13 protein-coding genes are annotated in these 14,702 nt (G+C 55.8%); 8 read left to right on the top strand and 5 right to left on the bottom strand.

Features of this window, described 5'->3' with window-relative positions; all coding sequences use genetic code 11:
- Positions 1-38: 38 nt before the first annotated feature.
- On the top strand, positions 39-1,490 hold the full coding sequence (gene rfaE2 / locus Q1K31_RS09175) for a D-glycero-beta-D-manno-heptose 1-phosphate adenylyltransferase (protein ID WP_300378947.1): 1,452 nt from the start codon (positions 39-41) through the stop codon (positions 1,488-1,490).
- On the opposite strand, the gene Q1K31_RS09180 is transcribed toward rfaE2, so the two are convergent.
- Genes Q1K31_RS09180 through Q1K31_RS09190 form a run of 3 tightly spaced genes read right to left on the bottom strand, consistent with a single transcriptional unit; the run spans position 1,487 to position 3,766 of the window.
- Positions 1,487-2,383, bottom strand: coding sequence for a hypothetical protein (locus Q1K31_RS09180; RefSeq protein WP_300378948.1), 897 nt, complete (start codon positions 2,381-2,383; stop codon positions 1,487-1,489). The two genes, rfaE2 and Q1K31_RS09180, sit on opposite strands and share 4 nt — an antisense overlap.
- 2 nt (positions 2,384-2,385) lie before the next feature.
- On the bottom strand, positions 2,386-2,766 hold the full coding sequence (locus Q1K31_RS09185) for a DUF6285 domain-containing protein (RefSeq protein ID WP_300378949.1): 381 nt from the start codon (positions 2,764-2,766) through the stop codon (positions 2,386-2,388).
- On the bottom strand, positions 2,759-3,766 hold the full coding sequence (locus Q1K31_RS09190; RefSeq protein WP_300378950.1) for a phosphotransferase family protein: 1,008 nt from the start codon (positions 3,764-3,766) through the stop codon (positions 2,759-2,761). Before Q1K31_RS09190 ends, Q1K31_RS09185 begins: the two co-directional genes overlap by 8 nt.
- Positions 3,767-3,844: 78 nt before the next feature.
- On the opposite strand from Q1K31_RS09190, the gene Q1K31_RS09195 reads away from it, so the two are divergent.
- A complete protein-coding gene (locus Q1K31_RS09195) occupies positions 3,845-4,594 on the top strand; it encodes a DUF502 domain-containing protein (protein WP_300378951.1) in 750 nt (249 codons plus the stop codon).
- Here the strand turns inward: Q1K31_RS09195 and recG are convergent.
- Positions 4,544-6,610, bottom strand: a complete 2,067-nt coding sequence (gene recG / locus Q1K31_RS09200) for an ATP-dependent DNA helicase RecG (RefSeq protein WP_300378952.1) — start codon at positions 6,608-6,610, stop codon at positions 4,544-4,546. The two genes, Q1K31_RS09195 and recG, sit on opposite strands and share 51 nt — an antisense overlap.
- 111 nt (positions 6,611-6,721) lie before the next feature.
- On the opposite strand from recG, the gene Q1K31_RS09205 reads away from it, so the two are divergent.
- The 4 genes from Q1K31_RS09205 (at position 6,722) to Q1K31_RS09220 (ending at position 12,389) form a co-directional block, all read left to right on the top strand.
- A complete protein-coding gene (locus tag Q1K31_RS09205) occupies positions 6,722-6,979 on the top strand; it encodes a succinate dehydrogenase assembly factor 2 (RefSeq protein ID WP_300378953.1) in 258 nt (85 codons plus the stop codon).
- Positions 6,980-7,023: 44 nt separating this feature from the next.
- Entirely contained in the window at positions 7,024-10,476 is a 3,453-nt protein-coding gene (gene mfd, locus Q1K31_RS09210) for a transcription-repair coupling factor (RefSeq protein WP_300378954.1), read from the top strand.
- A 126-nt stretch (positions 10,477-10,602) separates the two neighbouring features.
- Positions 10,603-11,697 (top strand): CaiB/BaiF CoA-transferase family protein, encoded by a 1,095-nt coding sequence (locus Q1K31_RS09215; RefSeq protein WP_300378955.1) that lies wholly within the window; start codon positions 10,603-10,605, stop codon positions 11,695-11,697.
- 320 nt (positions 11,698-12,017) lie between these two features.
- A complete protein-coding gene (locus Q1K31_RS09220) occupies positions 12,018-12,389 on the top strand; it encodes a helix-turn-helix transcriptional regulator (protein ID WP_300379039.1) in 372 nt (123 codons plus the stop codon).
- A gap of 20 nt (positions 12,390-12,409) precedes the next feature.
- On the opposite strand, the gene Q1K31_RS09225 is transcribed toward Q1K31_RS09220, so the two are convergent.
- Positions 12,410-13,366 carry a LysR family transcriptional regulator gene (locus tag Q1K31_RS09225; RefSeq protein WP_300378956.1) on the bottom strand — a complete coding sequence of 319 codons (957 nt, stop codon included), beginning with the start codon at positions 13,364-13,366 and terminating at the stop codon, positions 12,410-12,412.
- A 121-nt stretch (positions 13,367-13,487) separates the two neighbouring features.
- Here Q1K31_RS09225 and Q1K31_RS09230 point away from each other — a divergent pair, with 121 nt between their 5' ends.
- Positions 13,488-14,069, top strand: coding sequence for a hypothetical protein (locus tag Q1K31_RS09230; protein WP_300378957.1), 582 nt, complete (start codon positions 13,488-13,490; stop codon positions 14,067-14,069).
- The gene (locus Q1K31_RS09235) at positions 14,069-14,698 is read left to right on the top strand and encodes a GNAT family N-acetyltransferase (RefSeq protein WP_300378958.1); all 630 of its coding nucleotides are present in this window, start codon (positions 14,069-14,071) and stop codon (positions 14,696-14,698) included. The genes Q1K31_RS09230 and Q1K31_RS09235 overlap by 1 nt, the downstream gene beginning before the upstream one ends.
- Positions 14,699-14,702 lie beyond the last annotated feature (4 nt).

Below are 14,702 nucleotides of genomic sequence, written 5' to 3' on the forward strand. Positions count from 1 at the left end.
AGAGGATCCTGGCGAAGCGATAGCGAGTGGAGAGGGCCATGAAGCAGCACCTTACCGAGCTGATCGGCAAAGCTGAAAATCAGCATGTTCTATGCGTCGGCGATCTTATGCTCGACCGCTTTGTTTATGGCGTGGTTGACCGGGTATCACCGGAATCGCCTGTGCCGGTGCTTCGCAAGACACAGACACTCGAAATGCCAGGCGGTGCTGGCAACGTGGCGCGCAACTTGGCCGCGATGGGCCTAAATGTAATCATGGTCGGTTGTGTCGGTGAGGATGATGAAGGTCGTCGGCTGGAAACCCTTCTGGATACCCAGACAGGCATAGAAACTCGTCTTGCTAAAAACTCTGCATGCGGGACAGTTGTTAAAAGCCGCTTTGTCGCGAGCAACCAGCAGCTTCTGCGTGTCGACACAGAACAGTCTTCGCCATCCCTGGGTATCGCTGAAGCAGTGGTGTGCAGCGCAATCGAAAAAGCCGCTCGGCAGTGCAGGGCGATAGTCGTATCAGACTATGCCAAGGGCACGATAACACCTGCCACTTTCTCTGCTTGCCTGAAGGCGGCAGACGAAAATGATATTCCTCTTCTGGTCGACCCGAAATCACTTGACCTGTCGGTGTATGCCGGCGCGAGCCTGGTGAAACCCAATGCCACGGAGCTTTCAAGCGCGACTGGCCTGCCAACACTGACGGACGCAGATGTCGAAACAGCTCTGCATCAGGCGTCAAGAAGACTTCCCGGAAGCAAGATCGTTGTTACCCGGGCCGGCAAAGGGATGTCATGGTTTGAGGCTGACCGTGTGTCGCACAGGCACGGCGAAGCGAAACAGGTATTCGATGTTTCCGGGGCAGGGGACACAAGCATGGCCGCCATCGCGCTTGGAATTGTCGCCGGTGCCAGCCTGACAGATGCTGTGTCACTTGCTGTAACGGCATCCGGCCTGGCTGTTGCCAAGACAGGTACAGCTACGGTGGATGCGGATGAAATTCGCACTGCACTGGACCCGGTGCATAATCATAGGCGCGCCCTCGTACTCGATGAGACGGCAGCCCAAAACTTATGTCGTGAATGGAGGACCGCAGGCCTGAAGGTAGGCTTCACAAATGGCTGCTTTGACATACTTCACCCGGGGCATCTCAGCCTTCTGGAGGAGGCGCGGGCACGTTGTGACCGGTTGATTGTTGCCATCAACACCGACGCGTCAGTCAAACGCCTCAAAGGAGAGAGCCGACCTGTTAACACGGAAGCTGATCGCGCTCGAATGCTCGCGGGGCTGGGGGCAGTAGATGCCGTGACGATCTTTACCGAAGACACTCCGCTAAGAGTCATTGAAGCTGTGCAGCCGGATCTTCTTGTAAAAGGCGGTGATTATACACTCGAGACAATCGTTGGTGCGGATTTCGTGCGCGCCAATGGTGGCGAGGTTCATATTGTCAGCCTGCTGGATGGCCATTCCACAAGCGCCATCCTGGAAAAGTCACGCGTTTAGTTCCCACGCTCGCCTGAAATGTCCTCTTCGGCGTTTGGCCGGCGAATTGGAGCCACGTCAACGACCTCATCGGCCGCCCATGTATCGAATGGCTCAGCAGGCTTATCTGCATTGAGCTCAAGCCAGTTCGAAAGAGTCTCAATACGTGTATCTACTGTCGCCAGAAAACCCTCCTCCACAGAGTAGGTACGCGGCGAACGCGCCAGGTTTGGCTTGATCCAGGAGAGCATGCCACTTTCTGCGTTCAGTGTTGTCTTCACCGCGCATCCATCAAATGCAGGGCTACATGCCCCCGCCGGTTCGGACCAACGGCTAAGATTCTTGCCTTCAGGCAGCAATATGCCTCCGAAGCGTTGGCGGAACGTCTCATCTTCAGGCAATTGTTGAAGTGCGGCGGCAACCAGCGGCTCACTATCCGGGGAGGCAACTATGATAAGTCCTCGAAGACGGTTTTCCGCTGAGACGTAGCGTTTCATGGCTTCGGCAACGTCCTTCTTGGCTGTTTCCATTTCTGCAGCACGCATTGAGCCGGTGGATGCCGGAGAAGGGGACCTCAGGCCGGGCGCATAGATCATGTAGCTGTCGTCCGATAACCCACTTGATTCCAGCATCTTGGCGAACTCGGATTTCAGTAAATCGCTACTTGCAGGAATCAGGCCCGCTCTTGTCGGGGTCGAAACCGGTGGCGGGATCACGAACAGATCTACACCCCAGGGCTCTTCCCAGCCACCCGGAGGTGTTTCACCGGGGCGTTCCAGCCAAACCTCATCATAGTAATAATCCGGAGTTTCCGGTGTTGTTTCAGCAGTGCCCACAACAAAGCCGTATGCCCAGTCCTTCAGTGCAAACCATCCAATCAGGATAATGGCTGCGGCTATCAGGATGCGGCGCATGTTCACTCCTTCAGAGCTGTGGCAAGAGCAGAATAGTTTGGCTGGTCTACCTTTAGCTGTGCAATTGCGGTCTTTTTTAGATGTTCCATAAGAGGCACTGAATCAATTCCGAAGTCACCACTACGGATTTTCTCCTGCAACTGGCTGTTCAGTTCTGACAGATCTTCACTCACCGCTTCATTCTTCAAAAGACGCAAAAGCCGGGTCTTTTCTTGCTCGTCATTATCCGTCCGTGCCTCAAGATCCCTCAAGATGGTGGCCAGGACATTGGAAGCTACGCGTGCATGGAAGCCCGCGCGTCCTTCAAGTTGCGGCATCGCTGTCTCATCCACGAAATTTTTCACCGCCTGGACAAGCTCGCTGACGCTTGGCTGATCATGCATGGCTTTGCTCCTCAAGCAGATTGATGAGATCGAGTTCCGTCTCAGAAACCCGGCGACCGATCGCTGCCCGTTCGACACTTGGGTCAGCGCCAGATCGAAACGATTCGTACATCAGCATGCACATCACACCCCACTTCATGCTTCCGAGAATCTCCCACCAGTCAATATCGCGTGCCGTAAGACGCTGGCCGCCGGCCCGTTCATATGCAGTCAGCAATGGCTCCACATCGCCAAATCCCCCCAGGCGCTTGTCCGTATGGCCAAAGCGCCAGGAGTTTGTGCACATCCATGCAATATCCTCACGCGGATCCCCAAGATGACAGAGCTCCCAATCGAGGACAGCTGCCAGGCCAGCTTCATCGACCATTATATTGCCAAGCCTGAAGTCACCATGAACAAGTACCGGCTCCAGGGGAGCGGGCGCGTTCTCGCGCAACCATACCATTGCCAGGTCGAATATTGGCCGGCACCCTCCGGTAGACTTGTAGATATCCTCATAGTAGCTCAACTGATCGAGGCCAGAACTTTCCTTTAGCTCCGGATCTCCCGCCAGCTGAATGGAGTGGATGCCTGCCAGCGCCTTTCCACACTGTTCAGGCAACGCGTCACGTGCGGCAGCGAACTCATCGTTGCGAAGAATCCGTCTGGCAATCGTCTCTCCCATGATCTGCGTCATGAAGAAGCCCTCACCAACATCGTCGGAGTCTTCAAGAACCCTTACGACTCTCGGCACTGGCACGCCGGCAGCCTCCGCCTTGCGTATCAGCCTGGCTTCATTGGGAAGTCCGATAGCTGCAGAATCAAAGGATTTCTCGCCACCCTGTGGTGCCCGCCGAAGAATCAGCGTTGCAGGCACATCTTCTCCTGAAAGTCTGACCAGCCATGTTTCCTGGCTGGCCCCTCCGGAAAGCCGATCAGCTGAAGCAACTGACAGGCTCTCGCCATACACACCTTGCAGCACCGTTTGGAGCTTGTGTTGGAATTCTTGCGTTTCACTCATCTTTGCCACAATTAACCGAAAGCTTAGCGACTCCAAGCCATACTCCAACGTAAACCCGATCCTCCCAGGAGCGCCTTGATGGCCAAGAATAAACCCAGACAGGATGATGCTAACGACCTCATGAACCCGCAGCCGAAGCAGAAACCAAGCCTATGGGCCTGGTTACGTGCACGCTTTCTGGCGGGGATGGTCATTGCAGCACCGATCGCAGTGACTTTCTATGTCCTGCAGTTCCTGATCAACTTCATCGACAACAGGGTTAAACCCCTTCTGCCACCGCTTCTGCAGCCGGAGACCTATACCAACTACGCCGTTCCAGGGTTTGGTGTGCTGGTCATGATCATAGCGCTCACAATCCTCGGTGCTGTGGCGACAAACCTTATTGGCCGGTCCATCATCAGGACGGCTGACCGTATCCTGTCAGGCGTGCCGATTGTACGAAACGTTTATGCCGCGTTCAAACAGCTTACGGACGTTATCGCGAACAATCAGCAATCTTCCTATGACCGCGTTGTGCTGATCGAGTATCCCAAACTCGGTTCATGGTGCATCGGCTTTGTATCCAGCAATGCCAAAGGCGAAATCCGTACCCGTCTGAGTTCTGAGTACATTGGCGTGTTCGTCCCGACGACACCTAACCCCACATCCGGTTTTCTCATGTATGTCAAAGAGACCGAATGCATCGAACTCGATATGTCCATCGAGGAGGGAGCCAAGATGATCCTTTCTGCTGGCCTGGTGGTGCCAGAACATGTGCCAGAAGAAGGTACCCAGCGTTCACTCCCGCTCCCGGATGAGGGGGCTGAGAAGCTCACGGAGAAGGCTTAGGGCTTTTCCGCGCTCTGCTGTGAGGCCGGGATCCCGCTCGATCGTATAGCGGGCATCCTGTCGGGCAACGGAAATCAGGTCGGCGTGCTGGGCCAGGTCCAGGATCCGGTAATCGACCGCGCCGGACTGGCGCACACCAAGCAAGTCACCGGGACCTCGCAAACGAAAATCGGCCTCAGCGATCTCAAAACCATCCTCGCTGCGGCGCAGTGTTTCCAGGCGCTCCTTTGCAAGCTCTCCAAGCGGGGGGCGATAGAGAAGCAGGCAATAAGACTTCTTGGATCCACGCCCAACACGTCCGCGCAACTGATGTAGTTGCGCAAGCCCGAAGCCTTCGGCGCGCTCAATCACCATGATAGTCGCTTCGGGCACGTCCACGCCGACCTCAATAACAGTGGTGGCAACCAGTACCTTCGTTTCGCCTGTGCGGAAGGCTTCAAGGGCAGCATCTTTCTCTTCACCCCGCAATCGTCCGTGGACAAGGCCTATTGGTACTTTCAGCCAGTCTTGCAACATGGCGGCTCTCTGGACGGCAGATCCGGCATCATCGTCAGTATCGACTCGCGGGCAGACCCAGAAGACACGCTCATCACGCGCGATCGCACGTCCGACGGCATCAACTATGTCTTCCATTCGCGTGTCAGCAATGGCTCGTGTTTCGATAGGCTGGCGGCCAGCCGGCTTCTCATCGAGAATGGAGATATCGAGATCCCCATGAACCGCCTGGGCCAATGTACGGGGTATTGGCGTTGCGCTCATCACCAGCATATGCGGCGCCTCTGCTTTCCCAGCGAGCCGCATCCTGTCCATCACGCCGAAGCGATGCTGTTCGTCGACGACGACAAGCCCAAGCTTTTTGAACCGGACATCTTCCTGAAAGAGCGCCTGCGTGCCGACAGCAATCTGTACCGAACCATCGGCCAGCGCCATCAGGATCGCTTCCCTTGCGCGGCCCTTGTTTCGTCCAGTGAGCGCGGCGACTTCATATCCCAGTGGTCCGAGCAAGCTCGCTACGCTCTCATACTGCTGCCGGGCGAGAACTTCAGTCGGTGCCATGAACGCAGCCTGATAACCTGCGCCAACAGCCTTAACGGCCGACAGGATGGCGACCAGCGTCTTGCCCGCACCGACATCGCCCTGGAGCATCCTGCGCATGGGATGGTCCAGGGCGAGGTCTGTCGAAATATCTTTTACCGCTCGTATCTGCGCAGATGTCATCTTGTAAGGCAGTGTCGATGCGACTTTATTCAGCTGCGTGTTGTCTGTCACAAGTGGCGGGGCTGACTTCTGGGCGCGTGAGAGGCGCGCAAACGCAAACACGGTTTCGCGCGCCAATGCCTCATCATAAGCCAGACGCGCGCGGCATCTGGAAAAACTCTCTTCATCATATGTATCGGGAGCGTGCAGCCCAGTGAGCGCTGTCTTGAAGCCCGGCCAACCGCGTTCCTGGAGGAGGCTTTCTTCCAACCATTCCGGAAGGTCATCAACAATATGCTCCAGCGCAGCGGTTGCCGCCGTGTGAACTCTCTTGTTGGTCAGTCCCGCTGTTAGCCCGTAGATCGGCTCAACTGCCGGGGGGCGTTCCTTCTTTGCCGGATCAAGCACATGATCTGGGTGCGACATCTGGCGCTCCCCCTGATACTCTGTGACGAGACCGGAGACGATTCGTTCTTTGCCGATTGGGAATTGCCCTTGCAACCAGCGCGGCTCGGCCCTGAAAAATGTGAGTGTCAGGAACCCTGTACCATCGAAAAGCTGGATACGGTGCGGGGCGCGCTCGGAATAGGGTGCCTTATAAGACTGAACTTCACCCTGAACGGTCACAACCTCTCCAGGAACGATTGCCTCGAAAGAGGGTTTGATCCGCCTGTCGAGCCATCTTTCAGGCAAGTGAAGCAGCAAGTCCCAGATCGTATCGCCATCCACGAGACGTTCAAAGACCGGCTTCAGTTTCGGCCCTATGCCCGGAAGGGTGTCTAGAGGCTGGAAAAGAGGAAAGAGTCGCTCATCGCGCATGATGAGGTGACATTAACGCAAGTCGCCAAGCGGGCAATTGTAGATGAGGACTGGGCAGCAACTTCTCAGGGGCCTATGTGACGCCCGAACACTGTGACAGGGATAGGCGAAATGGAAGACAGACGCCGTAAACTTAATTTCCGGGCCTGGCGCCGCGGCTTCAAGGAAATGGATCTTCTTATGGGGCAGTTTGCTGATGCCCATCTTGCCGGCATGAGTGACGCTGAGCTTGATGAATTCGAAAGGCTCCTCGCCACCCCCGATTGGGAGGTCTATGCATGGCTTGTTGGAAATGAGCCTGTACCGGCAGAATCTTCAGGCCCGGTTCTGGACCGCTTGCTACGCTTCAAGTACGACCCACGCGCCTGATGCCTCCCTCCAGCTTCATCCGGTAAAAGCCGGTCTATCCCGTCATGCCGAAGTCTGATTTCCTTCAATCATTGTCTGCGCCCACAATCGTGTCCGGTGCCCCCTTTGGCTATGATCTGCTTGCCATGCAGGAAGCCCTGGAAGCAAAAGGTGGGGTCGGCCTCTATGTCGCGAGAGACGACAAGACTGCGGCGACAGCTCTGAAACTGGCAGAGTTCAACCGGCCAGCCATGGACCGGGTTTTACTGCCCGGCTGGGATATTCTTCCATACGACCGGATGAGCCCCAGTCCCGCTATTGCTTCCCAGAGATGCGCAGCCCTGGCACGCATGGCTCAAGGGGCCGCATCGGGCAAGCCGATGCTCGTAATCACGACGGGTTCCTCACTCATCCAGCGTGTCCCCCCACGTGAGACAATGCGCACGGCGAGTTTTGCAATGTCCGTGGGAGAAACAGTCGATGAACAAGCGCTGGTCGATTACCTGACGATCAATGGCTATGTGCGAACGAGTACGGTTCGCGAAGCCGGCGACTATTCCATTCGCGGCGGAATTATCGACATTTTCCCGCCGACCGGCAGCGAGCCGATCCGGCTTGACCTTTTTGGGGATACGCTTGAACAGCTTAAAGCCTTCGACCCGGAAACGCAGATATCCTCCCGCAACCTGACGTCGGCCACGCTCGCGCCAGTCTCGGAAATCCTGTTCTCCGATGAAACGCTCAGCCTCTTCCGCGAAAAGTATCTGAGCCATATCGGCTCACCTTCTGGTGACACGATGTACGAAGCTGCTCGTGCCAGGATCAGGCGGCAAGGACTGGAAAACTGGCTTCCCCTCTTTCACGAGCATGTTGAAACCCTGTTCGATTATATCGGAGATGAAGCTCTTCTTGCACTGGGCTATCTATCCGCCGAAGCAGCTAGCGAACGCCGGTCTCAGGCGGAAGACTATCATGCTGCACGGCTCGAGGCGGCCACAGAAGACAGGCCTGCCCGCGTATTGGAACCTGACTGGCTTTACCTTGGCCCGGCAGAACTCGAATCGATACTGACCAATCGGGGTGTTGCCCGGTTTCAGCCTACGCCCGGGGATGGCGGACTTGACCTTGACGGCAAACCCGGTCGGGATTTTGCACCTGAACGCGCGCGTCCCGATATTAACGTTTTCGAGGAAGCGTCCGCCCATGCAAAAGCGTTGCGGGAAACAGGACGTACTGTTGTTCTCGGCGCATGGACAACAGGTTCGGCGGACCGGTTGGTCAACGTCATGGAAGATCATGGTCTCGGAACCCTGCCGCGGACCTATTCTCTCGAAGCCGCAGGCAAGGCTGGCTTGTCGATCTGCGAACTCCCGCTCGAGCAAGGGCTCGAGGCCGATGACCTTGCCATTATCGCCGAGCCGGACATGCTTGGTGACCGGCTTGCCGCGCCGCGCCGTAAGCGTAAAGCTGCGAATTTCATTGCCGAAGCATCGTCGTTAAACACCGGTGACCTCGTAGTCCATGTCGATCATGGGGTCGGCCAGTATGAAGGGCTCAAGACCCTGGAACTCACGGGTGCACCGCATGACTGCCTCGAGCTTACCTATTCCGGCGGCGACCGGATCTATCTCCCCGTCGAAAACATCGACCTTATCAGCCGTTACGGCAGCGAGGATGCGGAAGGTGCGATAGACAAGCTTGGTGGTGTCAGCTGGCAACAACGCAAGGCGCGGGCAAAGAAACGCATTCTCGAAATGGCGGCCGAGCTTCTGGATATCGCGGCTGCCCGCGAACTCAAACGCGCCGATCCCACAACAACAGGGCAGGGGCTATATGAGGAATTTGCTGCCCGTTTTCCTTATGAAGAAACCGATGATCAGCTGAATGCCATTGAGGATACGCTGGAAGACCTCGCCAGCGGGAAGCCCATGGACCGCCTCGTATGCGGCGATGTCGGTTTCGGTAAGACAGAAGTTGCTTTACGTGCTGCCTTCGTGGCAGCGATGAGCGGCATGCAGGTCGCCGTAATTGCGCCAACGACACTCCTTGCCCGTCAACATTTCAACTCCTTCGTCGCCCGGTTTGCCAACTGGCCAGTGAAAGTGCGCCACCTATCCCGCATGGTGAGCCAGGCTGAGGCTAACAAGACCCGCGAAGGCCTTGCATCGGGTGATGTCGACATCGTGGTCGGCACGCACGCGCTATTGTCCAAATCAATTGAGCTGAAACGCCTCGGGCTGCTGATCGTGGATGAAGAACAGCGCTTTGGTGTGAAGCACAAGGAACAGCTGAAAGAGCTCAAGGCCGATGTTCATGTCCTGACGCTCTCCGCGACGCCGATCCCGCGTACATTGCAAATGTCGCTGACAGGAATTCGTGATCTTTCGATTATCGCGACGCCGCCTGTAGACCGGCTTTCCGTACGCACTTACGTCACGGAGTTCGACACAGTGACGATCCGGGAGGCCCTGCTCAGGGAAAAGTATCGCGGTGGCCAGGCCTTCTTTGTTGCTCCGCGTATTTCCGATCTGGATGGGCTCGAAGCATTCATGCGGGACAACGTGCCCGAGGTCAGTTTCATCGTTGCTCACGGTCAGATGCCGCCGACAGAACTGGAAGATATCATGACGGCCTTTTATGAAGGTCAGTACGATGTTCTCCTGTCGACAACTATTGTTGAAAGCGGCCTCGACATTCCCCGTGCAAATACACTGATTATCCACCGCGCTGACAGGTTCGGCCTGGCACAGCTTTACCAGCTTCGCGGACGTGTGGGTCGCTCCAAATTACGCGCTTACGCGTACATGACGACTCCACAAGACCAGGTCATGACGTCGGGGGCTGAACGCCGGCTTCGTATCCTTCAGTCTCTCGATAGCCTTGGAGCAGGATTTCAGCTCGCCAGTCACGATCTCGACATGCGTGGCTCTGGTAATCTGCTGGGGGATCAGCAGTCCGGCCATGTCCGGGAAGTGGGCGTGGAGCTTTACCAGTCGATGCTGGAAGACGCCGTTAATGCTCTGAAATCTGGTATGGGAGAAGATGCGGAAGAAGTTGCCGACGAATGGTCGCCCCAGATCAATCTGGGCGTCGCAGTGCTGATACCGGAAGATTATGTCGAAGACCTGAGCGTACGTCTTGGCCTCTACCGGCGGTTGGCTGATATTGACACTGAGGAAGGCCGAGAGGGCTTTGCCGCCAAACTCATTGACCGGTTCGGACCACTTCCTGAGGAAACACGCCAGCTAATGGAAATCACTGCCATCAAGGCAGCATGCAAGCAGCTTGGCATTTCGAAACTCGACGCTGGTCCGAAAGGGATTGTCATGGCGTTCCGGGAAGATACGCCAGTAGATCCGGGCCAATTGATGACTCTTGTCCGGTCACGTCCGAACCAGTTCAGGCTTCGGCCTGACTCAAAACTCGTCATCAATCAGTCACCTGAAGCAAATGACAAGCGCATCAAACTCGTCCGGAACGTACTGAAGGAAATTGCCGGGCTTTCTGCCTCAGCCTGAACTACCCACTCGCACCAGCGGACGTTGGGGAACGTCTTGGCAGAGCTAGTGGCTTGCCTATTGTTTGCCACGTTAAGTCATTCAGACTGCGTGCCCAATCGCGCGGACAATCGAGGGAGATGAAACATGGCCAGCGGACCACTCAACGGAATCAGGATCGTGGAATTTCAAGGGATCGGGCCGGGGCCGTTCTGCGGTATGCTGATGTCCGACCTTGGTGCTGATGTAATCCGGATTGACAGGGCTTCGGGCGGGCGGCCCGCTACGCCAGCGAACGTTGAGTCGCGTGGGCGCCGGTCGATTGCGCTTGATCTCAAAAATCCTGACGACATTGAGAAAGCACTCAAGCTGATCGAAAAAGCAGATGGCCTTATTGAAGGCTTTCGGCCTGGAGTCATGGAGCGGCTTGGCCTTGGCCCGGATGTTGCGCTCGAACGTAATCCGAAGCTCGCCTATGGCCGCATGACGGGTTGGGGCCAGACCGGCACGCTGTCACACGCGGCAGGCCACGACTTGAACTACATCGCCCTGACTGGCGCACTCGGCGCGATGGGCCGCAAGGGGGAAGCACCTTATCCTCCGCTCAACCTTATCGGCGACTATGGTGGCGGTGCGCTATATCTCGCTTTTGGCCTGCTGGCCGCAATCCTCAGTTCCCGGTCTACTGGTGAAGGACAGGTAATAGATGTTGCCATGACGGACGGCGCTGCCTCTCTCGCCTCGATGTTCTACGGCATGCGCGCCATGGGCGTTTGGGACGATGAGCGTGAGTCGAACCTCCTGGATGGCGGCGCGCACTTCTATGACTGCTACGAAACCAGCGATGGCAAGTATGTCTCTCTCGGCTCGATTGAACCTCAATTCTATGCGCTTTTGGTCGAGAAGGCCGGGCTGACCGATCCCGACTTCGAAAAGCAGATGGACCGCAAGAAGTGGCCAGAGCTGAAAGAAAAAATCTCAGCTGTCATGAAGACAAAAACACGCGACGAGTGGTGCGAGCTGATGGAAGGTACAGATGTATGCTTTGCCCCTGTGCTCAGCATGGAAGAAGCCCCCCATCATCCGCACAATGCCGCCCGCAAGACGTTTGTCGACTATGAAGGCGTGATGCAGCCCGCTCCGGCTCCACGTTTTTCTAAAACACCAGGTGAAATCCAGCGCCCGCCTGCCAGTCCCGGCACACATACGGATGAAATCCTCAAGGACTGGGGCGTTTCATAGTCTGCAATTCGGGTCGGTCGTTCATGATGAACAGGGCATAACAAACTGTCCGCCATCCTGTTCAGACGGAGACTGTTACACATCAATCGTCAGCCCTGAGTGCGAACATATTCGGGCTCAGGGTTTGACGTCCTTCTTGCTGTACCTCGGCCGCCTTAACAGGCGGCCGTTTTTTACTGGCCTAAAAAAGAAACAAATTGGCCCGAACGGCTTACGAGCATATACATTTTTGTAATACACCCCCATCTTGCTCTAACGCGATCACAGGTCGAAAAGGTAAGACCTTAAAGATATCAAACTATGGTTGCAGCGAGGACAGCATGGTTACGGCATTATCAGCATCCCCCCGGAAGGTCAGCGATGCGGACAGGGGAATTGGAAAGCTCGTACGGGAGTCGCGACGCCGGGTAGGCATGACTCTGGATGACCTGGCAAAGAAGCTTGGCCTGTCATATCAGCAGGTTCACAAGTATGAGAATGGCACGAACCGCATCAGCGCGGGTACTTTGGCAGCGATTGCAAATATCCTGGCTGTTCCTGTTGAACACCTTTTTCCGGAAGAAGTCCTCGCTTCAAGCGCCAGCGGCGATAGTGAAGTTGACAGGATGAGAGCTGAAATTGCGCGCCTGGTCCGCACAATTGATGATCACAAGAAGTTGGAAGCGATCGTTACCATCCTCAAAACCGTCTAAAGTCAGGGGAGCCCAGACCATCAGGCGGTATCGCGTTTGCTCACGTCCAGATACTTGTTGGGATGTACGAAGCTGTCCATGAACCATGGGTGCTTGTCCTGGCTGAACTGCTTGCGGATCCAGTCAATGACGATACGACCGCGCGACAACCTCTGAAGCCTTTGAGTATAGACCAGCCAGAATTTCGCTGGAGCAAGTTCTGGAAGGGAAAGCGGCACCAGACGTGAATCGAGCGCCGCGACATAGGATGGCATTACAGCGATACCGCCGCCCTGGGCACAGACCTCGCGGAGAATCGTTCCTGAATTCGTTGTGACAGCGAAATGGACGAGCTTCTGGAGTTCGTGCACCCTTGGCGACCAGTTGTCGACCTGGTGCACATATGAAGAATGCATCAGCGAGCGATGGCCTTGGAAGTCATACAGGCTTTCAGGCTCCCCGTATTTATCGAGATAGTCCTGTGACGCGAAGCACATATAGTGAAGCATGCCGAGCCGCAGCGAGATGAGGTCTCTCTGGCGGGGCTCTTCGAAGGCCAATGTAAGGTCAGCTTCACCTGACAGAAGATTTACATCGTCCTCGGTAACCGTCATTTCGAGCTCGATGCCGGGGTGATATTCCTGAAATTCAGGTATGGCTTGCGTGAGCCAGTGCGCCATGACGCCATCACCTGCCGCCATCCTGATCCGCCCAGTCCCCTCGATGTCGAGCGCACACACATCATTCCAGATGGAGTTCGCTTTCTCATTCATGGTCTGGGTATGGAGTTCGACCAGGCGCCCGGCTTCGGTCAGCTCAACACCGCGAGGTGTGCGTACAAGCAGTTCGCAATTCAGTTTTCTTTCAAGATCATCGATTTTCCGGCTGACCGTCGGTGTGGACTCGCCGAGCCGCTTTGCAGCCGATGTCAGGCTTTTCAATTCTGCGACAGCGCTGAACACACGCAGCTTGTCCCAGTCGAGGTGATCTACGCGCATGAGAGGTATCTCCGAAGGTATCCCTATGCAGGTTTCTGTACTGTTCTCCAAAAAATGTAAAATCTCGTGTTGACAACTTACACGCGAGTTTACAGATTTCTCCCGCAAAGGGAGATTTTCAATGGCGATTCCCCAATCGGTTGTATCAAGACCTGGTAAATCTTATTGCCTTGTCTCACCTGAAGAAATGCGCCGGGCAATGGCGCCATATGGCGTACGCAAGTGTAAACCGTCAGAAATCGTGCCTGCACTGAAACTCGGAGAGTCGCTCGTCGGCCGCAAACTTGCACGCGCAGAAGTTGTGTATACGCTGGATACGATAACGGGAATGTCCATCTGGGTTACGGGGCAGCCCATCAGCGGCCTCTATGTATCAGTTCCGCTTACTTACGAGGGTAGGGTGGCGGCTGAAAAAGGACAATTCATCCCGGAGGACCCGGTTCTCAGTCACGTGGCTCCTGCGCGGACGCCAATACACGGATCCTATCTGGGCGTATATGCCGGCGCGACGAAAGAGGCGAGACGCGCCATTATGAAGGCATCCATCACCGCAAGAGAAACACATTTTTCCGGCGTTCCGTCTTATGCGCGTGCGGCTACGCAAGAGGGGGAGCGCGCCATGCTTGAGATGGGCTTTCGCAGGTTGGATGAAACTGCGCCCGGCATGTTTGTCCTCGACCCGCTTACAGGGTGGAGGCAATAATGCTTTCGTACCCGGACACAGGCATAGCGGCACTAAGGCGCATTCCTTCAAGGGCACACTTTGAAGCGGTCAAAGTCTCAGTTGTACGAAACCTCGATGATCTGCAGAAAGTCTTCGCCATCAGGGCAGCTGTTTTTCTCGTCGAACAGGATTGTCCATATGCAGAAGAATATGACGGTAACGACCTGACGAGCCTGCATCTTGTTGCTTCTGTGGCAGGAGAGCCTGTCGCGACATTGCGTCTACGCTGGTTTGCAGATTTTGGAAAAGTCGAACGTGTCTGCGTGCGGCCACAAGCGCGCGCAAGAAATCTTGACCGAATTCTCCTCGCTCATGCATTCGAGATTGCTGCCAGAAAGGGCTATCGCCTCATGATCGGGCAAATACAGGCACGCTTATGGCCATTATGGTCTCGTGTTCTGAAGTGCAGCCTGCGTGACGACCGACCCAGATTCGCCTTTTCCGGGTATGACTATTTCGAGATTGAGATACCCGTACCCGCACATCGTGAGGCACTCACCTCACAAAGTGATCCATACATACTGATAAGACCTGAGGGGTCCTGGAACGAACCCGGAATCCTGGAGGCAGAACGCGACGGTGATAAATATCCTCACCGTGCGGCGTGACACA

This window comes from Henriciella sp. (assembly GCF_029936995.1).
Lineage (GTDB): Bacteria > Pseudomonadota > Alphaproteobacteria > Caulobacterales > Hyphomonadaceae > Henriciella.